Origin of the sequence: Kitasatospora sp. NPDC058243, from assembly GCF_042882025.1 — a bacterium.
Classification (GTDB): Bacteria; Actinomycetota; Actinomycetes; order Streptomycetales; family Streptomycetaceae; genus Kitasatospora.
This window is the reverse complement of sequence record NZ_JBHVWW010000005.1, coordinates 163,678-188,150: the sequence shown is the minus strand read 5'-3', so window position 1 is coordinate 188,150 and position 24,473 is coordinate 163,678. Positions and strand designations below refer to the sequence as shown.

General features: G+C 75.1%; 24 protein-coding genes. 15 read left to right on the top strand and 9 right to left on the bottom strand.

Features of this window, described 5'->3' with window-relative positions:
* The first annotated feature begins 3 nt into the window (after positions 1–3).
* From ACFVX9_RS06125 to ACFVX9_RS06090, 8 genes are all read left to right on the top strand, one after another.
* The gene (locus tag ACFVX9_RS06125; protein ID WP_387980646.1) at positions 4–894 is read left to right on the top strand and encodes a sirohydrochlorin chelatase; all 891 of its coding nucleotides are present in this window, start codon (positions 4–6) and stop codon (positions 892–894) included.
* Positions 895–932: 38 nt separating this feature from the next.
* Positions 933–1,331 (top strand): urease subunit beta, encoded by a 399-nt coding sequence (locus ACFVX9_RS06120; protein WP_063349825.1) that lies wholly within the window; start codon positions 933–935, stop codon positions 1,329–1,331.
* Positions 1,331–3,055, top strand: coding sequence for an urease subunit alpha (gene ureC, locus ACFVX9_RS06115; RefSeq protein ID WP_063349826.1), 1,725 nt, complete (start codon positions 1,331–1,333; stop codon positions 3,053–3,055). The genes ACFVX9_RS06120 and ureC overlap by 1 nt, the downstream gene beginning before the upstream one ends.
* A complete protein-coding gene (locus tag ACFVX9_RS06110) occupies positions 3,052–3,807 on the top strand; it encodes an urease accessory protein UreF (protein WP_387980643.1) in 756 nt (251 codons plus the stop codon). The genes ureC and ACFVX9_RS06110 overlap by 4 nt, the downstream gene beginning before the upstream one ends.
* A gap of 97 nt (positions 3,808–3,904) precedes the next feature.
* Positions 3,905–4,525, top strand: a complete 621-nt coding sequence (gene ureG / locus ACFVX9_RS06105; protein ID WP_063349828.1) for an urease accessory protein UreG — start codon at positions 3,905–3,907, stop codon at positions 4,523–4,525.
* On the top strand, positions 4,522–5,505 hold the full coding sequence (locus tag ACFVX9_RS06100; RefSeq protein WP_380368900.1) for an urease accessory protein UreD: 984 nt from the start codon (positions 4,522–4,524) through the stop codon (positions 5,503–5,505). The genes ureG and ACFVX9_RS06100 overlap by 4 nt, the downstream gene beginning before the upstream one ends.
* A 317-nt stretch (positions 5,506–5,822) precedes the next feature.
* A complete protein-coding gene (locus ACFVX9_RS06095; protein ID WP_387980641.1) occupies positions 5,823–6,347 on the top strand; it encodes a hypothetical protein in 525 nt (174 codons plus the stop codon).
* Positions 6,348–6,512: 165 nt separating this feature from the next.
* Positions 6,513–7,418, top strand: coding sequence for a class I SAM-dependent methyltransferase (locus ACFVX9_RS06090; protein ID WP_380335939.1), 906 nt, complete (start codon positions 6,513–6,515; stop codon positions 7,416–7,418).
* A gap of 41 nt (positions 7,419–7,459) precedes the next feature.
* Here ACFVX9_RS06090 and ACFVX9_RS06085 read toward each other — a convergent pair whose 3' ends face one another.
* From ACFVX9_RS06085 to ACFVX9_RS06065, 5 genes are all read right to left on the bottom strand, one after another.
* Positions 7,460–8,599, bottom strand: coding sequence for an alcohol dehydrogenase catalytic domain-containing protein (locus ACFVX9_RS06085; protein WP_387980705.1), 1,140 nt, complete (start codon positions 8,597–8,599; stop codon positions 7,460–7,462).
* A gap of 27 nt (positions 8,600–8,626) precedes the next feature.
* The gene (locus ACFVX9_RS06080; protein WP_387980638.1) at positions 8,627–10,030 is read right to left on the bottom strand and encodes an aldehyde dehydrogenase family protein; all 1,404 of its coding nucleotides are present in this window, start codon (positions 10,028–10,030) and stop codon (positions 8,627–8,629) included.
* A gap of 8 nt (positions 10,031–10,038) precedes the next feature.
* Complete coding sequence (locus ACFVX9_RS06075) at positions 10,039–10,794, bottom strand: (5-formylfuran-3-yl)methyl phosphate synthase (RefSeq protein WP_063349831.1); 756 nt, start codon at positions 10,792–10,794, stop codon at positions 10,039–10,041.
* 252 nt (positions 10,795–11,046) lie between these two features.
* Positions 11,047–11,520, bottom strand: a complete 474-nt coding sequence (locus ACFVX9_RS06070) for a protein-tyrosine phosphatase family protein (protein ID WP_387980636.1) — start codon at positions 11,518–11,520, stop codon at positions 11,047–11,049.
* A 13-nt stretch (positions 11,521–11,533) separates the two neighbouring features.
* Complete coding sequence (locus ACFVX9_RS06065; protein WP_387980634.1) at positions 11,534–12,964, bottom strand: LuxR C-terminal-related transcriptional regulator; 1,431 nt, start codon at positions 12,962–12,964, stop codon at positions 11,534–11,536.
* A gap of 166 nt (positions 12,965–13,130) precedes the next feature.
* Between ACFVX9_RS06065 and ACFVX9_RS06060 the strand changes: the two genes are divergently transcribed.
* Together ACFVX9_RS06060 and ACFVX9_RS06055 are read left to right on the top strand one after the other, a co-directional pair.
* Positions 13,131–14,060: an NADP-dependent oxidoreductase gene (locus ACFVX9_RS06060; RefSeq protein WP_380478358.1), complete on the top strand. Its 930-nt coding sequence runs from the start codon at positions 13,131–13,133 to the stop codon at positions 14,058–14,060.
* Positions 14,061–14,175: 115 nt separating this feature from the next.
* Positions 14,176–14,964, top strand: coding sequence for an SDR family NAD(P)-dependent oxidoreductase (locus tag ACFVX9_RS06055; RefSeq protein ID WP_387980631.1), 789 nt, complete (start codon positions 14,176–14,178; stop codon positions 14,962–14,964).
* 3 nt (positions 14,965–14,967) lie between these two features.
* On the opposite strand, the gene ACFVX9_RS06050 is transcribed toward ACFVX9_RS06055, so the two are convergent.
* A complete protein-coding gene (locus ACFVX9_RS06050; RefSeq protein ID WP_387980629.1) occupies positions 14,968–15,921 on the bottom strand; it encodes an NAD(P)-binding domain-containing protein in 954 nt (317 codons plus the stop codon).
* A 132-nt stretch (positions 15,922–16,053) separates the two neighbouring features.
* Here ACFVX9_RS06050 and ACFVX9_RS06045 point away from each other — a divergent pair, with 132 nt between their 5' ends.
* Both ACFVX9_RS06045 and ACFVX9_RS06040 read left to right on the top strand, forming a co-directional pair.
* Complete coding sequence (locus tag ACFVX9_RS06045; RefSeq protein WP_387980627.1) at positions 16,054–16,473, top strand: MerR family transcriptional regulator; 420 nt, start codon at positions 16,054–16,056, stop codon at positions 16,471–16,473.
* 96 nt (positions 16,474–16,569) lie between these two features.
* Positions 16,570–17,430 (top strand): GNAT family N-acetyltransferase, encoded by an 861-nt coding sequence (locus ACFVX9_RS06040; RefSeq protein ID WP_387980625.1) that lies wholly within the window; start codon positions 16,570–16,572, stop codon positions 17,428–17,430.
* A 14-nt stretch (positions 17,431–17,444) separates the two neighbouring features.
* Here the strand turns inward: ACFVX9_RS06040 and ACFVX9_RS06035 are convergent, their stop codons facing one another.
* The 3 genes from ACFVX9_RS06035 to ACFVX9_RS06025 form a co-directional block, all read right to left on the bottom strand.
* Positions 17,445–18,635: a PP2C family protein-serine/threonine phosphatase gene (locus ACFVX9_RS06035; RefSeq protein ID WP_387980623.1), complete on the bottom strand. Its 1,191-nt coding sequence runs from the start codon at positions 18,633–18,635 to the stop codon at positions 17,445–17,447.
* Positions 18,636–18,774: 139 nt separating this feature from the next.
* A complete protein-coding gene (locus ACFVX9_RS06030; protein WP_063349838.1) occupies positions 18,775–19,197 on the bottom strand; it encodes a MarR family winged helix-turn-helix transcriptional regulator in 423 nt (140 codons plus the stop codon).
* A 31-nt stretch (positions 19,198–19,228) separates the two neighbouring features.
* Positions 19,229–20,461 (bottom strand): M48 family metalloprotease, encoded by a 1,233-nt coding sequence (locus ACFVX9_RS06025; RefSeq protein ID WP_387980620.1) that lies wholly within the window; start codon positions 20,459–20,461, stop codon positions 19,229–19,231.
* A gap of 299 nt (positions 20,462–20,760) precedes the next feature.
* On the opposite strand from ACFVX9_RS06025, the gene ACFVX9_RS06020 reads away from it, so the two are divergent.
* The 3 genes from ACFVX9_RS06020 to dhbC all read left to right on the top strand — a co-directional run bounded on the left by ACFVX9_RS06020 (position 20,761) and on the right by dhbC (position 24,463).
* Positions 20,761–21,939: a CapA family protein gene (locus tag ACFVX9_RS06020; protein WP_380335966.1), complete on the top strand. Its 1,179-nt coding sequence runs from the start codon at positions 20,761–20,763 to the stop codon at positions 21,937–21,939.
* A gap of 286 nt (positions 21,940–22,225) precedes the next feature.
* Positions 22,226–23,011, top strand: a complete 786-nt coding sequence (locus ACFVX9_RS06015; RefSeq protein WP_063349841.1) for a 2,3-dihydro-2,3-dihydroxybenzoate dehydrogenase — start codon at positions 22,226–22,228, stop codon at positions 23,009–23,011.
* A 300-nt stretch (positions 23,012–23,311) separates the two neighbouring features.
* Positions 23,312–24,463, top strand: a complete 1,152-nt coding sequence (gene dhbC, locus ACFVX9_RS06010; RefSeq protein WP_380369120.1) for an isochorismate synthase DhbC — start codon at positions 23,312–23,314, stop codon at positions 24,461–24,463.
* The last annotated feature ends 10 nt before the right edge of the window (positions 24,464–24,473 follow it).

Genomic DNA, 24,473 nt, shown 5'->3' with positions numbered 1-24,473 from the left:
GCCATGACGGTACGTCAGTCGGAAACGGTGACCGGTCCGACGCCAGGGTCGACCTCGGCGCCGGCGCCGACCTCGGCCCCGGTACCCGCCGCCACGGTGGTGCTGGCCGGCGGGCACGAGAGCGACGGCGGCCGGGACCTGGCCGCCCTGGTGGAGCGCGAGCCCGCCGTCCACGCCGCGGCCGCCGCCGGCCGGGCGCTCGGCGAGGCCGTCCGCTCGGCGCTGGCCGCCACCGACGGCCCGGTGTGCGTCGTCCCGATGACGCTGGGCCGCGACCCGAAGCTGGTGGCCGACACCGCCCGGGCGCTGCGCTGGCTGGCAGCAGGGGAGGGGCGCGGACGACTCGCCCTGACCGGGGCGTTCGGCGGCAAGGACCACCTCGTCGGCTGGCTGCGGGCCGCGGCCTCCGCCGCCCCCGGGCCCGACGGCGCCGTGCTGGTCACCGCCCCGGCGGCCGGCCCCTTCGAGGACGCGGACCTGTTCCGGATCGCCCGGCTGGTCCGCCAGTACGGCCACCACCGCTGGGTCGAGGTGGCCTTCGCGGGCGGCGACCCCGACCTCGCCGAGGGCGCCGAACGCTGCCGGCTGCTCGGCGCCCGCGAAGTGACGGCCGTCCCGGCCTCGTTCGGACCGGCGCTGAGCACCGAACTGCCCGGGGTGCGGGACGGCGGGCCGCTGCTGCGGCCGTCCGCGATCGCCGGCGTCGTCGCGGCCCGCACCGCGGCGGCCCTGCACCTGCTCGGCCACGGCGAGGACGGCATCCTGGCCGGCCTCGACGCCGAGCACGGGCACGGCTACGCCCACAGCCACGGCCCCGGCGGGGACCACTCGCACGGCCACGGCCACGGCCACGGTGGCACCGGCGGGCACACCCACGGCCACACACATCACTGAACCGACTGAACTGAACCGACAGAGAGGAAGGGCCCGCCATGTCTGGTGGCGCCACGTACCTGTACGGCGACGACCCGGTGGAGATCAACGCCGGTCGCGCCCAGGTCACCATCACGGTCAGCAACACCGGCGACCGGGCGATCCAGGTCGGCTCGCACTACCACTTCTTCGAGGCCAACCGCGCCCTCGACTTCGACCGCAACGCCGCCTACGGCAAGCACCTGGACATCCCGGCCGGCACCGCCGTCCGCTTCGAGCCGGGCGACACCAAGGACGTCACGCTCGCCGAGTTCGGCGGCCACGGCCGCCTGATCGGCTTCAGCAACCTCGTCGACGGCGGCATCAGGTCGGCCGACACCCGCGCCCGGGCGATCGACCGGGCGATCGCCCTCGGGTTCAAGGGCACCAACCTCGACCACAAGGAAGGCGACCGCTGATGGCCACGCTGTCCCGCAAGCAGTACACCGATCTCTTCGGGCCCACCGTCGGTGACCGCTTCCACCTCGCCGACACCAACCTCGTCGTCGAGATCGAGAAGGACTTCAACCAGGGCCACTACGGCGACGAGGCCGTCTACGGCGGCGGCAAGGGCATCCGCGACGGCATGGCCCAGGACCCGGCCGCCACCTCCGCCCAGGGCGCGCTGGACCTGGTGATCACCAACGTCGTCGTGATGGACGCCGTCCTCGGCGTGGTCAAGGGCGACATCGGCGTCAAGGACGGCTTCATCACCGCCGTCGGCAAGGCCGGCAACCCGCACACCCAGAGCGGCGTGCACCCCCGGCTGGTCATCGGCCCCGGCACCGAGGTGATCTCCGGCGAGCACCTGATCGCCACCGCCGGCGGCATCGACACCCACATCCACTTCATCGCCCCGCAGCAGGTGCAGGAGGCGCTGAGCAACGGCATCACCACCCTCATCGGCGGCGGCACCGGCCCCTCCGACGGCACCAACGGCACCACCTGCACCCCCGGCCCGTGGAACATCCACCGGATGTACCAGGCGGTCGAGGACCTCCCGGTCAACGTCGGACTCCTCGGCAAGGGCAACGGCTCGCTGCCCGGCGCCCTGCGCGAGCAGGTCGAGGCCGGCGTCTGCGGCCTCAAGGTGCACGAGGACTGGGGCAGCACCCCCGCCGCCATCGACAGCGCGCTCGGCGTCGCCGACGAGTACGACGTCCAGGTGGCCATCCACACGGACACCCTCAACGAGGGCGGCTTCTTCGAGGACACCCTCTCCGCCATCGACGGCCGCACCATCCACACCTTCCACACCGAGGGCGCGGGCGGCGGCCACGCCCCCGACATCATGCGGATCGCCGGAGAGCCCAACGTCCTGCCGTCCTCCACCAACCCCACGCTGCCCTACACCGTCAACTCGGTCGACGAACTGCTGGACATGGTGATGGTCTGCCACCACCTCAGCCACGACATCCCCGAGGACGTCTCCTTCGCCGACTCCCGGGTCCGCGCCGAGACGATCGCCGCCGAGACCGTCCTGCACGACGAGGGCGTCATCTCGATCTTCTCCTCGGACTCGCAGGCGATGGGCCGGATCGGGGAGTCCTTCACCCGCGCCTTCCAGACCGCCCACCACTGCAAGGACCAGCGCGGCAAGCTCGACGGCGACACCGAGCGCAACGACAACTTCCGCGTCCTGCGCTACCTCGCCAAGCTCACCATCAACCCGGCCATCGCCTCCGGCACCGCCGACCACATCGGCTCGCTGGAGAGCGGCAAGCTCGCCGACATCGTGCTCTGGCCGATCAACTCCTTCGGCGCCAAGCCCAAGATGGTCATCAAGGGCGGCGTCATCAACTGGGCGCTGATGGGGGACCCGAACGCCTCGCTGCCCACCCCGCAGCCGGTCTACTACCGCCCGATGTACGGCGCGCTCGGCCGGGCCAAGCAGGCCACCCGGGTCTCCTTCATGTCGCAGGCCGCCATCGACCTCGGCGTCCCGGCCCAACTCGGGCTGGACAGCCGGGTCCTGCCCGTACGGCGCTGCCGCTCGGTCGGCAAGCAGCACATGGTCCGCAACGATGCGCTGCCGAAGATCGCCGTCGACCCGGAGACCTACAAGGTCACCCTGGACGGCGAGCCGGCCACCATCGAGCCCGCCCGCGAACTCCCGCTCAACCACCTGTTCTACCTCGCGTGAGCGGCTCTTCGGGGCCCGGTTCGTCGGGGCCCGGTTCGTCGGGGCCCGGCTCTCCCGGGCTCGGGGGAGGCCTCGACGCCCTGCTGGTCAGCCTCCAGCTGACCGACTCGGCCTTCCCCAGCGGCTTCTACACCCTCTCGCACGGCCTGGAGGGCTACGCGCAGGCCAAGGCCGTCACCGCGGACACCATGCCCGACCTGCTCACCGACCTGCTGCGCCACTCGGTCGGCCCCGGCGACGCCACCGCGCTCGCCCTCGCCCACGGCGCCGCCCGGGCCGGCGACTGGGGCCTGCTGGTCGAGGTGGACCAGCGGCTGCACGCCACCAAGCTCAACCGCGAGCTGCGCCTGGCCTCCACCCGGACCGGGCGCCAACTCCTCGACATCGCCCGGGAGTCGATCGGCGGCGAACCGCTGGACCGGTACGCCGAACTGGTCGCCGCCAAGCAGGCCCCCGGCTCCCAGCCGGTGGCCGCCGGAGTCGCCTACGCCTCCGCCGCCGTGCCCGTCGACCAGGCCGTCGCCGGCGACCTGTTCGCCTTCTGCACCAGCTTCGTCGGCGCCGCCCTGCGGCTGCGGCTGACCGACCACCGCAAGGCGCAGGTGGTGCTGCGGGCCGCGGCGCCGGTGATCGAGGAGACCGTACGGGCCGCCCTCGCCCGGGAGTTGGACGACCTGGGCGGGTGCGTGCCGGTCGCCGACGCGATGTCCGGACGGCACGAACGGGCCGAGGCCCGGCTGTTCGCCAGCTGAACCGCGTCCGGGAGGTGCGGGCGGGCGCCGGAGTGTCGCAGCTCCCGCTCCTCCCGGACACAGAACCAACGTCACACCGCATCAGAAGGAGACAGCAATGACCGAGAACGTGCTCCGCGTGGGCATCGGCGGGCCGGTCGGCTCCGGCAAGACGGCGCTCATCGAGGCCCTCGTCCCGGTGCTGATCGCCAACGGCCACCGCCCGGCGGTCATCACCAACGACATCTACACCCAGGAGGACGCGCAGCACGTGCGTCGCACCCTGGCCGGCGTCCTCGACCCCGAGCGGGTCGTCGGCGTCGAGACCGGCGCCTGCCCGCACACCGCCGTCCGGGACGACCCGACGATGAACCTCGCGGCCGGCGCCGAGATGCTGGAGCGCTTCCCCGACGTCGACACCCTGCTGTTCGAGTCCGGCGGCGACAACCTCACGCTGACCTTCAGCCCCGTCCTGGTCGACCTCTTCCTCTTCGTCCTGGACACCGCCGAGGGCGAGAAGATGCCCCGCAAGCGCGGCCCGGGCATCACCGAGTCCGACCTGCTGGTCATCAACAAGATCGACATCGCCCAGTACGTCCGCGCGGACCTCGGCATCATGGAGTCCGACGCCCACCGCGTCCGCGAGGGCGGGCCGGTCGTGCTCACCAACTGCCTCACCGGGCACGGGCTGGACGAGATCGCCACCTTCCTGGAGACCTTCCGCAAGGTCCCGGCATGACCGTCACCGCGGCCGCGGGGGAAGCGGTTGCGGGGGAGGCCGCCGAGGCCGCCGTGCCCCGGCTCGATCCGCGGCACTACGAGCCGGCCCGCGTCCCGTACGCCGTCCGCCGGTACGCCGGGACGCCCGACACCCTGGGCGTCGGGCGCCCCGGCAAGGTCGGCCTGCTGGAGCTGGCCTTCGAACGGATCGGCGAACGCACCGAACTCACCGGCCACTACCAGAAGTCGCCGCTGCAGATCATGCGCCCGCTCTACTTCGACCCGGCCCGCCCGGACCTCGCCGTCACCTTCCTGATGTCCACCGGCGGCGGCATCCTCCAGGCCGACCGGCTCCGCACCGATCTGCGCTGCGGCGCCGACACCGCGACCCACCTCACCACCCAGGCGGCCACCAAGGTCTACCGGATGGAGTTCGACTACGCGACGCAGCTGGTCAACCTGGACGCCGGCCCCCGCGCCTACGTCGAGTACCTGCCCGAGCCCGTCATCCCCTTCGTCGACTCCCGGCTCTACCAGCGCACCGTCCTCACCGTCGACCCCACCGCCACCGTGCTGGCCGGCGAGACCGTCCTCGCAGGCCGCCTCGCCCGGGGCGAGCGCAACGCCTACCAGGTGTTCGCCTCCGACCTCGAAGTCCGGCGACCCGACGGCCAGTTGGTCGCCCTCGACACCGTCCGCCTGGAGCCCCCGGCGGCCGGCGTCACCGGCCCGGCGGTCCTGGCCGGCCACGACGTCATGGCGAGCCTCTACGTCGTCACGCCGCTCGCCCCCGCCGCGCAGGTCGCCGACACCCTGCACGAGGCCCTGGCCGGCAGCGGCCTGCTCCACGGCGTCAGCGTCCTCCCGCACGACAGCGGCGCCTGGCTCCGCCTGCTCGGCTCCGACACCCGCGCCTGCGCCGCCGCCCAGCGCACCGCCTGGGACGCCGTGCGCCGGCTCCTCATCGGCGCCCCGGCCCCGGCCCTGCGCAAGACCTGACCCCGCTCCGCACCTCCCCGCACCTCCCCGCACCTCCCCGAAGCGCCCCGGCGCCTCGGGGAGGGGGCGCGAGGGGGCGAGGGCGGCCCCGGATGCAGCCGGACCGGCCTGGTCGCAGCATGGAACCGGAGGCTCTCATGCACCGACCCACGTTCGGACCTTCCCCGCCCGACCCCGTATCCGGCCCGGCAGCCGATCCCGCCCCGGCCCCCGCCCCCGGTCCCGGTCCCGGTCCCGGTCCCGGTCCGGGGCCGGGACGCCAGGGCCGGGGCGGTCTGCGGTCCGGTTCGGTCTTCCTCTCGTTCGTCCCGTGGATCGTGTTCGACGTCATCGCCGGGCCGAGCACCTGGAAACTGGCGGCCCTGACGGCGCTGGTCGCCGCGCTCGTCGTCGCCCTGCCGGACGCGCGCCACCGTGCGCTCAAGGTGCTCACCATCGTCGGCGTGGTCTTCTTCGCCGTGCTCTGCGTACTGGGCCTGGTGCTCGACCGGCACAGCCTGGTCTGGCTGGAGACCTACGCGCAGGTGCTGTCCAGCGGCGTGCTCGCGGCGGTGGCCCTGGGATCGCTGGCGTTCACCCCGTTCACCGAGCAGTACGCCCGGGAGTCCACGCCGCCGGAGGTCTGGGGCACGCCGCGGTTCCGGCGCACCAACCGGTTGCTGACCGCGCTCTGGGGCACGGTCTTCCTGATCACGGCGCTCCTGGGGCTGGCGGCCCTGCACGTCGGCTCGGCGAAGGACTGGCTGACCTGGGTCATCCCGGTGATCCTGCTGGTGCTGGCGTTCCGGATCACCCGCTGGTACCCCGAGCACGTGCGCGAACAGGCCCGGCGCGGTCGGTGAGCAGCAGCACACCCGGGGGGCGTCCGGGCGCTGTGACGGCGGGATTCACCCGGTCGGGTGGATCCGGTGGGACCGCTCCCGGGCGGGCGAGGGCCGGCTGGATAGTGAGGAGGCAGTCGCATTCCTCGCTGTTCGCGTTCTCAACTCGCTTCAAGAGGAGGACACATGGTCGGTACGGCGCACCGGAGCACCGGTGTGGAGGGGGTGGAGGGCGGTGTCGGTCTGACGGCCCTCCTGGTCGCCGCGGCGCGCGCGATCGAGACCCACCGGGACGACACCCTGGCGCAGGACGTCTACGCGGAGCACTTCGTGCTCGCCGCGCCGGCGTCCGCGGGCTGGCCGGTCCGGATGCACCAGGTGCCGGACGGGGACGCGAACCCGCTGTGGGGGCGGTTCGCGCGCTACTTCGGCCTGCGGACGAGGGTCCTCGACGACTTCCTGCTCCGGTCGGTGCACTCGGGCGCCCGTCAAGTGGTCCTGCTCGGCGCCGGGTTGGACACGCGGGCGTTCCGGCTCGACTGGCCTCCCGGCTGCACGGTCTTCGAGGTCGACCGGGAGGGCGTACTGGCCTTCAAGCACGGGGTGCTCGGCGGGCTGTCGGCCTCCCCGAAGGCGGCGCGCGTCCCGGTCGCCGCCGACCTGTGCGCCGACTGGGCCGCAGCGCTGACCGAGGCCGGCTTCGACGCGGCCGTGCCGAGCGTCTGGCTGGCGGAGGGGCTGCTCTTCTACCTGCCCAACGGCGTGGAGACGCAACTCATCGACACGGTCGGCCGGTTGAGCGCGGGCGGCAGCGCCATGGCGTACGAGGTCAAGCTGGAGAAGAGCCTGTTGGACTACCGCGAGAGCCCGCTCTACACCTCGACGAAGCACCAGATCGGCATCGACCTGCTCGATCTGTTCGACGCAGAGCCGCGGCCCGACTCCGCGGGCGCCCTGGCGGGCAAGGGCTGGATCACCTCGGTCCACACCCCCTTCGACTTCACCCACCAGCACGGACGCGGCCCCCTGCCCGAGCCGAACGACGCGCTGGAGGGCAACCGCTGGGTGTTCGCGCACAAGCCCCGGGTGTAGGCCCTGTCCGGCCGAGGCACAGGGAGGGCGGAGCGCCTCGCTCAGCGGGCGCTCCGCTCCGGGACCAGGACGGGTTTGACCACCCGGCCCGCGTCGCAGTCGCGTTCGGCCTCGTTGACGGCGGCGAGCGGGTACCGGCGGATCAGCTGGTCGAAGGGGAACTTCCCGGCCTGCCACAGCCGGGTCAGCCGGGGGATCAGCAGTGCCGGCACCGCGTCCCCCTCGCAGATGTGGGAGATCCGCCGGCCCCGGTCCAGTGTCCCCGGATCGAGCGGCAGCGCGGTGCGGAGCCGGGCGACCAGCCCGAGGTGGCCGGTCGGGCGCAGGGCCCGGAGCGCCTCGTTGATCAGCGGGGCGGAGGCCGTGGTGTCCAGCGCGTACTGCGCGCCGCCGTCGGTCAGCCGCTGGATCCGCTCGGCCAGTCCGGGCCGGGGGACAGGGTCGGGCCCGGAGGCCTGGTCGGCTGGTCCGGCGCGCAGCGGGATCGCGCCGAACCGCTCGGCGAGGTCGAGCCGTTCGGGGTACCGGTCGACGGCCACGGTCACCGCCCCGGCGGCCGTGGCCGCCATCACCGCGGCCAGGCCCACCGCCCCCGCGCCGAGGACCACGACGGTGTCGCCGGGGCCGGCGCCGAAGGAGTTGAACACCGCCCCGGCACCGGTCAGGAAGCCGCAGCCGAGGGGACCGAGCAGGTCGAGGGGCAGCGAGCGGTCGACCCGGACGGCGTTGCGCGCCGGAACCATCGCGTACTCGGCGAACGAGGACTGGCCGAACCAACGGGGGGCCAGTTCGCCCCCGGCCGCGTCGGTGAACCGCGCCGCGTCCTCCTGGCGCCCGCCGAAGAGGTTGAGCGCGGCGAAGGAGTCGCAGTAGGCGGGGGCCGCACCCAGGCAGTTCCGGCAGTGTCCGCAGGAGTCGAAGCTCAGCACGACGTGGTCGCCGACGCTCAGCCCGGTGTGCGGGCCGCCGGTCTCCACCACGACCCCGGCCCCCTCGTGCCCGAGCACCGCCGGCAGCGGCGAGCGGCCCGCCGAACGCCGGACCGCGAGGTCGGTGCGGCACATCCCGCAGCCCGCGATCCGCACCAGGACCTCGCCGTCGGCCGGCCCCCCGTTCAGGACCACCTCCTCGACGGCGAACCCGCCCTCGTACGAGCGCAGTACCGCGGCGTCGAACCTCATCGTCACCGTCACGCCTCCTCCGGATCGTCAAGCCTCTTCCGGCCGGTGCACGACGAACGGCCTGAGGTTCCCGTAGAGCCCCCACGGCCCGCCCGCGACGCCGACACCGCTCTCCTTGATGCCCGCGAAGGGCTGGGCGAGGGACAGTTCGGCGTGGTGGTTGATCCACGCCGTCCCGCACTCCAGCCGGTCGGCCACCGCCTCGGCCCGGTCGAGGTCCGTCCCCCACACCGAGCCGCCCAGTCCGAATCCGGTGTCGTTGGCCGCCTCGACGGCCTCGTCGACGCTCCGGTACGCCAGCACCGGCAGGACCGGGCCGAACTGCTCCTCCGTCACCACCGGACTGTCGGCGGGGACGTCGGCCAGGATCGTCGGGGCGAAGAAGTAGCCCGGCCGGTCCAGTCGGTGGCCACCGGCCACGGCCCGGGCGCCGCCTGCCAGGGCCCGGGCCGTGTAGTGCTCGACCCTGGCCAGTTGGGGGGCGTTGTTGACCGGCCCCAGCCGGGTGCCCGGGTCGAGTCCGGCGCCGACGACGACGCTCTTCGCCCGCTCCGCGAGGGCCTCGACCACCTGGGAGTGGAGCCGGGCCGGGGCGTAGACGCGCTTGACCGCCATGCAGACCTGCCCGCAGTTGCGGAACGCCGCCCAGAACAGCCGGTCCGCGATCCGGTCCACGTCCACGTCGTCCAGCAGGACGGCGGCGTCGTTGCCGCCCAGCTCCAGGGTGACCCGGGCGAGCGAGGCGGCCGCGCCCGCCGCGACGGCCCGACCGGTGGGGACCGAGCCGGTGAAGGTCACGTGGCGGATCCCCGGGTGGGAGGCGAGCCGGGCGCCGAGGGGTTCGCGGCCGGTGACGATCGTCAGGACGCCCTCGGGGAGGGCGGTGGCGAGGACGGACCCCAGCAGCCGGGTGGCGAGGGGGGTGAACGGGGAGGGCTTGAGCACCATCGTGTTGCCCGCGGCGAGCGCGGGCGCGAACTTCGCCGCCGCGAGCTGGAGCGGGAAGTTCCACGGGACGATCGCGGCGACCGGCCCCAGCGGCCGCCAGCGGATCTCGCTGCGCACCGGGCGGCCGTCCGCGATCGGCTGGGGCGTGGGGGCCAGGTCGGCGAAGTAGCGCAGGCGGGCCGCCGTCCGGGCGACCTCGGCGGCCGACTCGGCCAGGGGTTTGCCCTGTTCCCGGGTGAGCAGCGGGGCGAGGTCGGCTCCGGCCGCCTCCACGGCGTCGGCTGCCGCACGCAACGCGGCGGCGCGGGCGGCGGGGTCGGCCCGCCAGCCGCGCCAGGCCTCGTGGGCCCGGCCGACGACGGCGTCCAGCATGTCCGGCTGCTGGTCGGGGGCCTCGGCGAAGGCCTCGCCCGTCGCCGGGTCGACGACGGCGAAGCGCCCGCCGTCGGGCCCGGGCGGGCGGCCGGGCCGGCTCGTCGGCATGCCGGCGGTCAACTCGCGGCGGCGACGACGGCCGCGTGCTCCCGGGCGTGCCGGTCCATCTCCGCCCGGAAGTCGGCCACCAGCTGCGGCCGGATCCTTCCGGCGGTGCGGTCGCCGCCCTCGCAGACGGCCCCGCGCACCCCCACGATGTCGGTGCCGATGCGGGTCAGCGTGCCGAGGTCCGCCGCCTTGACGCTGCCCGCGAGCGCGGCGAGCAGGTCGGCTTCGTGGGCCAGCCGGACGAACTCCGCGCAGACCTCGGGCGGAACGTGGTCGAACAGCCTGGTCCCGTCCTTGATCGCGGTGTCGAGCATGGCCGCGTCGGAGCCGGAGCGGCGGGCGATGTCGGGCAGCGCGAGCGGGTTGACGCAGCCGATCCGGTGGGCGTCGGCGTAGCCCGAGGCGACGACGAACGCGTCCGGCCGGTAGTCCTTCACGGCCCGGACGACTCCTCGCATGACGTCGACGGCCTGTTCGGGCGTCGTGCACCCGTAGAGGCCGACCTTGATGTACGTGGCGCCGGAGACGGCCGCACCGAGCGCGGCCTGGGCCACCGTGCCGGGCTTGTACGGGACGTCCCCCACGGTGGCGGACAACGGCTTGTCCGCCGGGACGGCGTCGCGGATCTCCCGGATGACCCACGGGAAGTTCGCGCCGAGCGAGCCCTCGTCCGGCTTCTTGACGTCGACGATGTCGAGGTGCTCCGCCGCCTTCGCACAGTCGAGGGCCTCCTCGACACTGTCCGGGGAGATGAGCAGCAACAACGTGGGCTCCTTCCACCGCAGGTCCACCGGCCGGGGCCGGTGTGCGGGGTCGTCTGGATCACGTGCGATCCGCTCATCATTCCTTCGGCCCGCGACCCCCGGTAGGGCGCGCGGAGCCCGAACGGGTCACTCCCGTGGCGCGGCCACCCATCGGTGCGCCGGACACTCCAGTTCGAACCCGTCGCACGCGAGTGCGGCCGGGTCGCCGGGTCGGGATTCCCGCTCCCGGCCGCCGGGACGGCCGTTCAGGTCTCAGGCCCACCGCTCCACGAAGCGGCGCTGCCAGGGCGTCTCCACCGCGTGCGGGTCGTAGTGCTCCCGGACGTACGCGACGGCCTCGGCGGCCGGGACGCCGTCCAGGATCGCGACGCAGGCGAGGGCGGTGCCGGTGCGGCCGTGGCCGCCGACGCAGGCGAGTTCGACGCGTTCGGTCGCCGACCGCCGCCAGACCTCGCGGAAGGCGTCGGCCGCGTCCGCCCGGTCGGCGGGGAGCCGGAAGTCGGGCCAGCGCACCCAACGGCCCTGCCACGGGAGCGGCTTGGGCGAGCGGCCCAGCAGGTAGAGCCCGAAGGAGGGGTGCGGGCCGGGCGGCAGCGGGCGGCTGAGGCCGCGCCCGCGCAGCAGCCGGCCGGAGGGCAGGCGCAGCACGCCGGGGGCGGCCGGGTCCCAGGGCGTGGTCGGCCCGGTCGGCGCGGGGGTTTCGGGGGTCTCGGGGGTCTCGGTCATCTCGTGGTTCTCCTCAGGACGCGACGTGCAGGGCCGGGGTGCCCGGCATCCCGGCCCGGTGGGCCAGGGCCGCCGCCTCGCCGCGCGAGGAGACGCCGAGCTTGGCCAGGATGTTGGCGACGTGGAACTTCACCGTCGACTCGCTGATGTGCAGCGCCACGGCGATGTCCCGGTTGCGCCGGCCCTGGGCCAGCTGGTCGAGCACCTCCAACTCGCGCGGCTGGAGGCCGTCCACCGGGTCGGTGGCGTGCGGCCGTTCGGGCAGGCCGAGCGGCAGGTCGACGCTCACCGTGGTGCCCCAGCCGGGGACGGCCTCGATGGCGCAGCGCCCGCCGAGGGCGGCGATCCGGTCGGCGGTGCGGTGGACGGCCAGCGCGTCGGCGGCCAGCAGGCCGGGGCCGTCGTCCCGCACCACCGCCCGCAGCGTGTCACCGGCGAACCGCCAGCTCACGTGCAGCCTGGTCACGGCGTCCTGCTCCAGCATCACGAGGACGGCCGCCCGGACGGCGTCCCGGGCGGCGTGCGCGGTGTCCGCCGGCACGGACCGGCCGGCCTCCGCCGGCGGTGCCACGTCCAGCCGCACCCGGGTGTGCCGCAGCAGCGGGCGCAACTGCTGGTCGAGCCGGGCGAACGCGGCGTCGGCGGGCTCCTCGCTGAGCGCCCGGTCCAGGTCGGCGCCCCGGCGCAGGTCGAGCAGCGCCGTCACGGCCAGTTCGGTGGCGGCGCGGCGCGCGGTGGCGTCGTCCAGTGCGGCGGAGCGCAGCGGCGCGAGGATCGCGGTGAGCGCGGCGCCGTGGGAGCCGGTGAACTCGGCGATCGCCCGGGCCCGGGCGTTGGCAGAGGCCCGGGAGGCCGCCGCGTGGGTGGGGCCGGCGTCGGTGGCGCGGTGGTGCGAGTGGGTGGTGACCAAGTCCCACAGCTGCTGGAGGACGGCGAGCGCCCCGGCCGCCACCGGGTCGGCGCCGCCGTCCCGGACCAGCACCAGCACCGCGGTGGTGGCGTCCGACGCCGACGCCGTGACCACCACGACGGACCTCGCCCGCCCGGCCAGCTGCGCCTCGCCCTGCCAGGCCCGGCCGTCGGCCGTCGCCGAGGTGGTCGTCTCGGCCAGCTTGGCGAGCTCCAGGCCGCTGACGGCGGCGGTCAGCTCGGGCGGGCCGAAGGCGAGCGTGGGGGAGTAGGTGCAGATGCCGCTGAGCTGGGCGATCGCGACGTGCGGGACGAGGGTGGCGACCACCTCGGAGAGCCGGTCCATGAGGTGCGGCCGGGGCGTGCGCAGCACCTCGACGGCGTGCGCCAGCGCCTCCTCGGGGCGGCCCCAGTGCTGCCGCCACCTCTCGTCCACGCTGTTCCCGTCCCTGCCGTTCCCGTCCCTGCTGTCCACGTCCCCGCCGTCCACGTCCTCGCCCGTCTCGTTGCGCACGCCCTTGTCAACGCCTGTCAACGCCGATGCCGTCGCCCGTGCCGGCCAGCCTAGCCCGGGGGCCGGGGTGGCGGCCTGGCCGTTCGGACAGGTGGAACCATCCGAAAGGCGGGCCTGGCGACCGCCCCGGACGATCCAGGATGGAGCTGACGGAAGAAACAACTCACCGAACCCGCAAGGACATTCCATGACCAAGGCGATCGCCTTCTCCGAGTACGGCGGCGTGGACGTGCTGCGCCCGACCGACGTCGAGCTGCCCGCCCCGGGCCCCGGCCAGGTGCGGGTCGCGGTCCGCACGGTGGGCGTCAACCCGCTGGACCACAAGGTGCGCAGCGGCTCGATGGTGGCGGCCTTCCCGGTCTCCTTCCCGCACGTCGGCGGCTACGAGCTGGCCGGTGCGGTGGAGGCCGTCGGCCCGGACGTGACCGCGTGGGCGCCCGGCGACGAGGTGTTCGGCGCCGTCATGGGCGGCGCGTACGCCGAGCAGGCGCTCGTCGACGCCGACCTGCTGGCCCGCAAGCCCGCCTCGCTGAGCTGGGAGGAGGCCGCGGCGATCCCGGTGGCGGCCGAGACCGCCGAGCGGGTGCTCGGCGTCCTGGGCGTGCGGGCCGGCGAGACGTTGCTGGTGCACGGCGCGGCCGGCGGGGTCGGCACCCTGCTGCTGCAACTGGCCCGGGCGCGCGGGATCACCGTGGTCGGCACCGCCGGCGAGGCCAACCACGCCTACCTGCGCGAGCTGGGCGCGATCCCGGTGGCCTACGGCGACGGCCTGGCGGAGCGGGTGCGGGCCGCCGCCCCGGGCGGGGTGGACCGGGCGCTGGACGCGGCGGGCAAGGGCGGGGTACTGCCGCTCTCCATCGAGCTGACCGGCTCCGCGGACCGGGTCGTGACGATCGTCGACTTCGCGGGCTCCGCCGAGTACGGCGTCCGCTTCAGCGGTGGGGCGGAGGGCGTCGAGTCCTACCACCAGCGCGCCTATGCCGCCGTGCTGGCGCTGCACGAGGCGGGCACCCTGCGGCTGCCGCTGCACCAGGTGCTGCCGCTGGCGGAGGCGGCCGAGGCGCACCGGCTCAGCGAGCACGGGCACCTGCGCGGCAAGATCGTGCTCACGGTCTGAGGCCATGGGCGCCGGGGGCGCCGGAGGTCGTCGATGTTCGGCGGCCGGCCCGGTGCATTGATCAACTGGTCGATGCACCGGGCTTCCTGACGTGGAATCGGTAGAGTCCGGTGGCATGGTGACTGAGAACACATCAAGGGTGTCGGCGGGCCGCCTGGCCGGGCGGTCCTGCGTGGTGACGGGCGCGGCCAACGGCATCGGCCGGGCCGTCGCCGAACGCTTCGTGCGCGAGGGCGCGTCGGTGGTCGGCACCGACATCGACGCCGAGGGCCTGCGCCGGCTGGCCGACCGGTTCCCGCACGCCGTCAGCACGGTGGTCGGCGACGTGGCCAGCGACGAGGACGCCCGCCGGATGGTCGACGCCGCCGTCGAACGGTACGGACGCCTCGACGTCCTGGTGGCCAACGCCGGGGTGATCCCGCTCATGGAGGTCACCGAGGCCACCGCCGAGGAGTGGGACCAGGTCATGGCCGTCGACGGCCGCGGCATGTTCCTCACCTGCAAGTACGGCATCCAGGCGATGGCCGCCCAGGAACGGCCCGGTGGGGCGATCGTCTGCGTCTCCTCCATCTCCGGCGAGGCCGGCCAGCGCGGCCAGGCGGTCTACGGGCCCGCCAAGTTCGTCGCCTCCGGCCTCACCCGGCACCTCGCCGTCGAATGGGCCGACCGCGGCATCCGGATCAACGCCGTCGCCCCCGGCACCATCGCCACCGACCGCGTCGCCCGCCTGTACGACGAGCCCGGCGGGACGGAGTACCTCGCCGCGATCGAGAAGCGCCACCCCATGGGCCGCCTCGGGGCCCCGGCGGAGGTCGCGGCGGCCGTCCTGTTCCTCGCCTCCGACGACGCCTCCTTCATCACCGGCGCGGTGCTGCCCGTCGACGGCGGCTACCTCGCGCAGTAGCCGTCAGCCCTCGGTGTGCTCGACGCCACCGGCGGTCGCGGCGGCCCCGGCGGTCTCGATGGTCCCGACGGTCTCGACCAGGGCGGACACCCCGTCCGGGCCGTGACCGGCCGCGACCGCCCGCCGGGTGACGGCCAGTGCCGCGTCCAGCACGGCGGTGTCCAGGCCGCGCGCCCGGGCGGTGTGGGCGACGTGCGCCAGACCGGCCTCCGCCGAGGCCACGCTGCTGCGGTCACCCGGGTGGCTGCCCTGGTCCGCCCGTTGCGCGAACTCGTCGATCAGCGTCGGCAGCAGGCGGGGCAGGCCCTGCGCGTACGGGGCGAGTTCGGCGCCGCCGATGCCCTCGGCGCGGGCCAGCGCCAGCGCGTGCAGGTAGCCGTGCACGGTGGTCCAGAACAGGTCCAGCAGCGCCGCGTCGAACGCCGCCGCCCGGCCCGGATCCCCGCTGTCGAGCAGCCGGACGCCCCCGCCGAGGGTGCGCAGGGCCGCCTCGTGCGCGGCGAAGGCCCCGGCGTCGCCGCTCAGCAGCACGGCGCCCTCGGGCCGCCCGATGGTCGGGGTGGGGGTGAGGATCGCGGCGTTGAGCAGCCGGAAGCCGCCGGCCCCGGCCCGGGCGGCGTTCGCGCGGGCGTCGTCCGGCGTGACGGAGGTGGCGTTCACCAGCGTGCGGCCGCGCAGCGCGGCCCCGGCGGACTCCAGGACGGCCCGGGCGGCGGCCTGGTCCCGGACGCAGAGCAGGGCGAGCGGTCCGGCGGCGACGGCCTCCGCCGCCGTCGCGGCGGACCGCGCCCCGAGCGCCCGGAGTTCGGCGTCCCGCCCGGGCGTGCGGTTCCACACCGTCACCGGATGCCCGGCGGCCAGCAGGGCCCGGGCCAGCGCCCGGCCCATCGGGCCCAGGCCAAGGACGGCAACTGCGGTGGGGGAGAGAGGGGTTGCGGAAGATCGTTCGGTCGGCATGGCGGCTACGCTAGACCTTCACGTCGACGTCAGAGTCAACGGCGGAGTCGATGTCAGAGCCGGCGTCGGAGCCGACGTCGGCGTCAATGGCGGAGTCAACGGCGGAGTCGGACGAACGAAGGACGGCACGGCATGCGGATCGGAGAACTCGCCCGGCGCACCGGCGTCAGCCCCCGCGCCCTGCGCTACTACGAGGAACAGGGCCTGCTCGCCCCCGCCCGCCGCCCCAGCGGCTACCGCGAGTACGGCGAACCCGACATCGACACCGTCCACGGCATCCGCGCCCTGCTCGCCGCCGGTCTCGGCAGCGCCGCCATCGCCCGGATCCTCCCCGGCCTCCCCCGCCCCGGCGCGCGCCGCCCCGGCCCCACCTGCCCCGAGCTCCTCACCGGCCTCGCCCGCGAGCGCGCCCGCATCACCCGCCAGATCGACGAACTCACCGCCGCGCGAGGGCTGTTGGACGCGATCATGGGGGCCGACGCGCCGAGCGACCTCATCCGCGCACCCCGCCCGGACCAGGATTCCGCCCGCCGCCCTCCCCGCCGGGCCTGAGCCCTGTCGTCCCGTGGCGTGCGCCCGCCGGGCCCGGGCCGTGCCGCCGGGAGAAACCCGATCGCGCGGCACGCCGCCCTGTGCTGGAGTGGGCGGATGGATCATGAGGACACACTCGCCCTGTTCGACCGCCGACTGAGGCGCGAAGCGAAGCCCGACGGCCCCGGCACCCGGATCGAGCGGGACGGCGACGTCATCCGGCAGGTCGGCGCCGCCCACGACTGGAACGGCGTCCTGTGGTCGGACCTCGACGAGGCCACGGCGGATCGGGCGATCGCCGCGCAGGTGCGGTACTTCACCGCACTGGGCCGCGAGTTCGAATGGAAGACCTACGCCCACGACCGGCCCGGCGACCTCGGGGAACGGCTGCGGGCGGCCGGTTTCACGGCCGAGCCGCAGGAGGCGGTGATGGTGGCCCGGATCGAGGACCTCGCCACCGACACCGCCCTGCCCGAGGGCGTCCACCTGCGTTCGGTGACCGACCGGGCCGGGGTGGACCTCGTGGCGGACGTCCACGAGCAGGCCTTCGGCACCAGCAGCGCCCGCCTGCGGCAGCGGATGCTCGACCAGCTGGCCCGGAGCCCGGAGACCGTCAGCCTGGTCGTGGCGATGGCCGGCGAGCGCCCGGTGTGCGCGGCGCGGATGGAACTGAACCCGGGCACCGAGTTCGCGGGCCTGTGGGGCGGCGGCACCGTCGCCGACTGGCGGGGGCGGGGCATCTACCGGGCCATGGTCGCCCACCGGGCCCGCATCGCCGCCGACCTCGGGTACCGCTACCTCCAGGTCGACGCGAGCGACCAGAGCCGCCCCATCCTGCAACGGCTCGGATTCGCGATCCTGACCACGTCGACCCCGTACGTCCACCAGCCGCCCGCCTCCTCGGACGCCGGCCAGGGGAGCCAGGGGAGCCAGGGGAGCCAGGGGAGCCGGGGGAGCCGGGGGAGCCGGGGGAGCTAGGGAAGCTGGGGGAGCTAGGGAAGCTGGGGGAGCTGGGGGAGCCGCTCGACGATGACCATCGCCGCGTCGTCGTCCAGCCGGCCGCCGACGTGGGCGAGCAGGTCGCGGCGCAGGTGATGGAGCAGGGCGGTCGGGCGTTCGTCCTGCCAGGCGGTGACGCGGTCGGTGAGCGGGTAGAAGCGGCGCTCGGCGTCGCGGGCCTCGATCACGCCGTCGGTGTAGATCAGCAGCCGGTCGCCGGGGTGGAACGGGAAGGTCTCCACCTCGTAGCGGACCGGGGCGAGCTCGCCCAGGCCCAGCGGCGGCGCCGGGCGGCGGGCGGCCAGCGTGGTGATGCCGTCGGGGCGCAGCAGCAGCGGGGGCGGGTGGCCGCAGTCGATCAGCCGGACCGCCGTGCCGTCGTCGGGGATGTCGAGCAGGACGGCGGTGATGAAGGACTCGCCGCTGTCCTCCGGCGGGGCCGCCTCGTCCGGGTCCTCGCCGCTCAGGCGGCGCCGGCGGGCCTGTTCGCCGAGCTGGGCGAGGTCCCAGCAGACGCTGCCGTCGAGGTAGGCGGCGAGCCCGGGCAGGTCGGCGTGCAGGTGGGCGGCGGCGCGGAAGGCGCCGAGCAGCAGGGCCGCGTCGCCGAGCGAGGACAGGCCCTTGCCGCGGACGTCGCCGACCAGCAGCCGGGTGCCGGTGGCGGTGCGGGCGGCCGCGTACAGGTCGCCGCCGACCTGCGCCTCGGCCTCGGCGGCCAGGTAGACGGAGGCCAGGTGCAGCGGCCCGATCCGGTCCGGCAGCGGGCGCAGCAGGACCCGCTGGGCGGCCTCGGACACCGAGCGGACCTGGGCCAGCTCGCGCTCGTACCGTTCGCGCAGCGCCCGCAGTCCGATGATCAGGGCGGAGACGACGAGCTGCGCGCCCAACTGGGTCTCGATGTTGGCGCTGGTGAGGCCGTCCCGGAGGATGCCGATGACGGTGAGCGCGGCGAGGGCCAGCAGGGCGACCCCGGCGGTGGCCCGGGCGCCGGCGTAGGAGGCGGTGAGCGCGGGGGCGACGATCAGCAGCGGGCCGAGGTGGATCTGTGCGGGGGAGAGGATGTCGACGACGGTGATCACGACGATCAGCGCGAGCGACAGCGCCGTCAGCGCGCGACGGTCGGGCCGCCGGGGGCGGCGGCGGTCGCGGGGCTGCGGGTCACGGGGACGCTGCCGGAGTGGCACCTTTCCTCTGTACACCGTCGGGGCGGTGCGGCGCACCCCGGGCGCTCCTCGGGTGCACCCCGGAGGCCCTCGGGCGCACTCCGTACAGGGGGTCTCAGTGCAGGGGGTCTAGGTGCAGGGGGGCTCAGTGCAGGGGGTCTCAGCCCTCTTCGCCGTAGCGGGCCAGGTAGGCGGCGAAGCGGGCGACGTCCTCGTCGGACCAGTCGGTGAAGCGGGCGGTGAAGGCCAGCCGGCGCTGCTCGTTGGCGTCCTGCAGCAGGGCGAGCCCGGCCTCGGTGGCGCGCAGGATCTGGCCGCGCTGGTCGTCCGGGTCGGCCTCGCGCCGCAGCAGGCCGAGCTTCTCCAGGGCGGTGACCTGGCGGCTGACGGTGGACTTGTCGAGCATGAAGTGGGCGGCCACGTCGGCGGCCCGGCAGCCGCCGCGCTCGGTGATCAGGTCGAGGATGCTGTAGGTGACCAGGGAGAGGTCGGGGTGCAGCTGGGAGGCCTTGTGCCGGGCGCGCCGGGCGAAGGCGGTCAGCTCGCGCTGGATGGCGTCGATGGACGACTGGCGGCCGGGCACGGGCGTTCCTACCTCCTCGATATTTGTTGCACTATACAACGGAATCCCCCGGGTCCGCGCGCCGCTCCGGGCCTCCCTGCCCCTGAGTGGCCTGCCAGGCGCGGGCGGCGGCAATCCGGCGGGTCGCACTCGGGTGAGTGGCGAACAGTAGCTCAAGCGCCCTCGGCGGGTCGACATCGGAGACGTTCGCCAACGCCAGTCTGCGTTGCATCGCGACGAACTGCTCGGCGTCCGACGTCAGTTCGAGTGCGTGCCGGTCCGCCCTGGCCTCGATCCGGCGGCTCACCGCGCACTGGGCCGGCCCCGACAGCGCCCCCAGCAGCGCCGCGCACGCCGCCAGCAGCGGCAGCGCCCGCGGATCGGCCGCATCTGTTGCCCCCGCCGCCGACAGCAGCGGCTGCCAGGCGCCCAGCACCCCCAGCACGGCCACCGCCACGGCCGCGCCCACCGCGCCCAGCAAGGTGCCGAACGGCACGTCCCGGTGCTTCACGTGGCCCAGCTCGTGCGCCACCACCAGTTCCACCTCGCGCGGCGTGGCCGTCGACAGCAGCGTGTCGTACGCGACGATCCGGCGGGTCGCGCCCAGCCCCGACACGTACGCGTTGAGCGCGGTGGTCCGCCGCGAGGCGTCCGCCACCAGGACGTCCCGCACCCGTACGCCGTCCCGCTCGGCCAGCGCCAGCAGGGCGCTGCGCAGCGGGCCCGGCGGCATCGGAGTGAAGCGGTTGAACACCGGCTCGATCAGCAGCGGGTGCAGGAAGGACAGCGCTGCCGTCAGTACCGCCGCCGCGCCCGCCGCCGGCAGCCACCAGTGCCGCGGCGACCAGGCGGTCAGCGCGAACAGCCCGAGCGCGAGCGGAAGGACCAGCACGAGGGCCAGCCCCAGGCCGCGCAGCGCGTCCACCGCCCAGCCGGCCCAGCCCTGCGTCACCAGCCCGTACCGGGCCCGGACCGCCCGCAGCCGGGCGCCGAACGGCAGCTGCAACGCCTGGCCGAGCACCACCAGGGCCGCCGCGCCCGCCAGCACCCCGGCCGTCCGGGAGCCGCCGAACCAGCCGCCGACGGCCGAGACCAGGCCGGCGCCGGCCGGGGTCAGGCCGAGCAACAGGGTGAGCGCCAGGCCCGCCAGCCGCCCGCCCAGCGCCCAGGGCAGCTGGGCGCGGCGCAGCGCGCGGCCACGGGCGCGCTCGGCGGGGGTGAAGTCGACTGGTGGGCGGCCGGCGGGGGCGGGGCCGGCGGAGGCGGTGGTCTCGGTGTCGTCCATGGGGTGGGTGCGGCTCCGGGCTCTGGCGGACGGGGGCGGGTGGGGCGGTTCAGCATCTCCTACCGCGCCGGGGCGGCGCTCAGTCCTCGGCGTCCGGTGCTCCAGCCGTTGGTGTTCGGCCCGCCGTTGGTGTTCGGCCCGCCGGTGCTGTTCGGCCCGCCGGTGCTGTGCTCGGAATCCGGTGTCGTGCTCGGAATGGAGCCGGTGTTGTGCTCGGAATGTTGCGGAACCGAGGCGGATGGGTGCGGAAGCCGTGCCGTAGGCTGACCGCTTCTGGATCGACCCGGGGGGAACCACTCATGCGCCGTGCCGCGGCCGCCGTCGCGCTGTTCGTCGGCCTGACCGCCATAGCCGCCTGCGGGCCCGACGACCCCGCCCCGGCGCCGGCCGCCGCGCCCGGCTCGACCGCGGCCGCCTCGGGCGGGGCGGCGGGCACGCCCACCAGCCCGGGCGCGACGCCCTCCGGAACCGCCGCCGGGAAGAACGCCGCGCCCCGGCCCGACGGCAGCATCACCGTCGCGTTCGCCGGAGACGTCCACTTCGAGGGCCGCACCGAGGCCCGGCTCGCCGTCCAGCCGCCCGAGCAGGCCCTCGGCCCGCTCTCCCGGACGCTCGCCGACGCCGACCTGTCCGTCCTCAACCTGGAGACGGCGATCACCGGGCGCGGCGCCCCCGAGCCGAAGACCTACACCTTCCGCACCTCGCCCAAGGCGCTCTCGGCGCTCAAGGACTCCGGCGTCGACGTCGTCTCCATGGCCAACAACCACGCCGTCGACTTCGGCGCCGACGGCCTCACCGACACCCTCGCCGCCAAGGACTCCTCGCCGATCCCGGTCGTCGGCGTCGGCCGCAACGCCAAGGAGGCGTACGCCCCGTACGTCACCACCGTGCGCGGTGTGAAGGTCGCCGTCGTCGCCGCCAGCCAGGTCGAGGACCTCACCAACCAGAAGTGGCGGGCCGGCGCCAACAAGCCGGGCATCGCCTCCGCGCTGGACGTCCCCGCGCTGGTCAAGGCGGTCGAGGCGGCCAAGCAGCAGGCACCCGTCGTCCTCGTCTACCTGCACTGGGGAGACGAGGGCAAGGCCTGCCCCACCGGCCCGCAGACCGCCATCGCCAAGAAGCTCGCCACCGCCGGCGCCACCGCCGTGGTCGGCACCCACGCCCACACCATGGTCGGCTCGGGCATGCTCGGCAACACGTACATCGGCTACGGCTTCGGCAACTTCCTCTGGTACGGCACCTCCAACTACGCCTTCTCCAACGAGACCGGCGTCACCACCCTCACCCTCACCCGCGACGGCAAGGTCACCGGCGAGGCCTTCGCCCCGGCGACCATCGACGACAAGGGCGTCCCCGTCCCGGTCGCCGGCGCCACCGCCGAGGCGGCCCGCAAGCGCCGCGACGCCCTCCGGGGCTGCACCGGCCTCGCCCCGGCCCCGGCGGCTCCGTCGGCTCCGGCGACCGGCGCGACGGGCTGAGTCGTTTCCGGGGGCCCGTGGCCCTCTCGTGAGCGACCGGGAGCCGCCCTCAGCTCCCGGTCGCCGTCCGGCAGTTCGCCGCCCTCCAGCCGCTGCGGCACCGTGGCCGTGGGAGGTTCGGTCCACCATCTCGGCGAGACGAAACGTCTCGTACCGGCGCGCCCGGAAGCGGCGGCGATCGGGCCGGAGTCGAGGGAGCGGCGGTGAGTTGACGACTGCACAGGGCATCGGCGCAGCCGAACATATGTGTTAGGTTAGGCTTACCTAATATTGCTGGTCGGAGGGGATGTCCGTGCAAAAGTCCGAATTCGCCGGTGCCGTCGCGATGGTCACCGGGGCCGGGCAGGGCATCGGTGCGGCCGTGGCCCGGGCGCTCGTCGCCGAGGGGGCCGTCGTCGCCGCGGTGGACCGCAACCCCGGCCCGCTCGCCGCCCTCGCGGCGGAGTCGCCCGCCGTGCACCCGTACGTCCTGGACGTCGCCGACGGCCGGGCGGTGGACGACACGGTCGACCTGATCGAGCGCCAACTCGGGCCGATCGCCGCACTGGTGAACGTCGCCGGGATCCTGCGCACCGCACCCGTCGTCGAACTCACCGACCAGGACTGGGCGGAGACCTTCGCGGTCAACACCACCGGCGTCTTCCACACCGGCCGCGCGGTCGGCCGCCGGATGGCCGACCGCGGCCGCGGCGCCGTGGTCACCGTCGGCTCCAACGCCGCCGGGGTGCCGCGCGCCGGCATGGCCGCGTACGCGGCGTCCAAGGCGGCGGCCACCATGTTCACCCGCTGCCTCGGGCTGGAACTCGCCCGCTCCGGCGTGCGGTGCAACATCGTCTCGCCCGGCTCGACCGACACCGGGATGCAGCGCGCGCTCTGGGGCGAGGACGCCGAGGCCGCCGAACAGCGGGTCATCGACGGCGACTTGGGCGCCTGGCGGGTCGGCATCCCGCTCGGGCGGATCGCCGCACCCGCCGACATCGCCGAGGCGGTGGTCTTCCTGGCCTCCGACCGGGCCCGGCACATCACCATGCACGACCTCTACGTCGACGGCGGCGCGACCCTGCGCGCCTGACCGCCCTGACCGCCCTGACCGCCCTCGCCGTCCCCCCGCCTTCCCCTCCGCTCCCCTCCGCGCCCCGGGCAACCCCCGGGCGCCGGCCATGCCCTGACCTCCCTCCCTGACCTCCCTCCCCGACCCTCTTCCCTGACGCGCAGACCGTCCAGACCGTCCCAGACTGGAGACTTCACGGTGACCACGGTGCACCACGCCCCCGCCGGGGGTGTCGCCGAGCACGCCGCTCCCGCCCCCGCCGCCGCCCCGGCCCCCGCCGGGCCCGCCGACGCTTCCGCCCCGGGCCCCGACCACGCCGTCATCGGCGCGGCCAGCGGCCTGCTCGGCCAGTACCGGGCCGCGGCCGACGAGGCGTTCTTCGCCTCGCCGACCCGCACCCTGCTCACCGCCGGGGTGCACGCCCGCGTCCCGCAGGACGAGCGCCCGCTGCCCGTCCGGGTCGCCGCGACGCTGGCCGAGGCCCGTCGCGCCGGGGTCGAACGGCCGCTGGTGGTCGGCGCGGTGGCGTTCGACCACGACAGCCGGGTCGAACTCGCCGTCCCCGAGAGAGTCCGCAGAGCCGGGGCGCTGCGCGACGACCCGCTGATCGCGCTGCCCGCGCCGCCGGCCGAGCCGGTCGACTGGCAGGTGCGCCCGATCCCCGAGCCGGCCGCGTACGGCGCGGGCGTCGCGGCGGCCGTCGAGCGGCTGCGCGGCGGCGAGTTGAGCAAGGTCGTGCTGGCCCGCACGCTGGAGCTGAGCGCCGACCGCCCGCTGGACCTGCCCGCGATCCTCCAGCGGCTGGGCCGCCGCGACCCGGGCGGCTACACCTTCGCCGTCCCCGCCGGCGGCGGGCGGACGCTGATCGGCGCCAGCCCCGAACTCCTGGTCTCCCGGCGCGGAACGGCCGTCCTGGCCAACCCGCTGGCCGGCTCGGTGCCGCGCAGCGCCGACCTCGGCGAGGACGTCCGGCGCGCCGCCGCGCTGCTGGAATCGCCCAAGGACCTGCACGAGCACGCCGTCGTGGTGGACGCGATCCGCGCCGCGCTGGCGCCGTACTGCCGCACCCTGGACGTGCCGGCGCGGCCGACCCTGGTGCGCACCGCCGCGATGTGGCACCTGGCCACCACCATCACCGGCGAACTGGCCGATCCGGCGGTCTCCGCCCTGGAGTTGGCCACCGCCATGCACCCGACCCCGGCGGTCTGCGGCACGCCGACGGCCGTCGCCCGGCGGGTGATCGGCGAGGTCGAGCCCTTCGACCGAGGCCTGTACACCGGCATGGTCGGCTGGGGTGACGCGGACGGCGACGGCGAGTGGGTGGTCACCATCCGCTGCGCGGAGGCGGACGAGCGGACCCTGCGGGTGTACGCGGGCGCGGGCGTCGTCGACCGGTCCCGGCCCGAGGACGAACTCGCCGAGACCAGTGCCAAGTTCCGTACCTTCCTGGACGCCGCGGGGGTGTCGCAGTGACGGCGCCGGA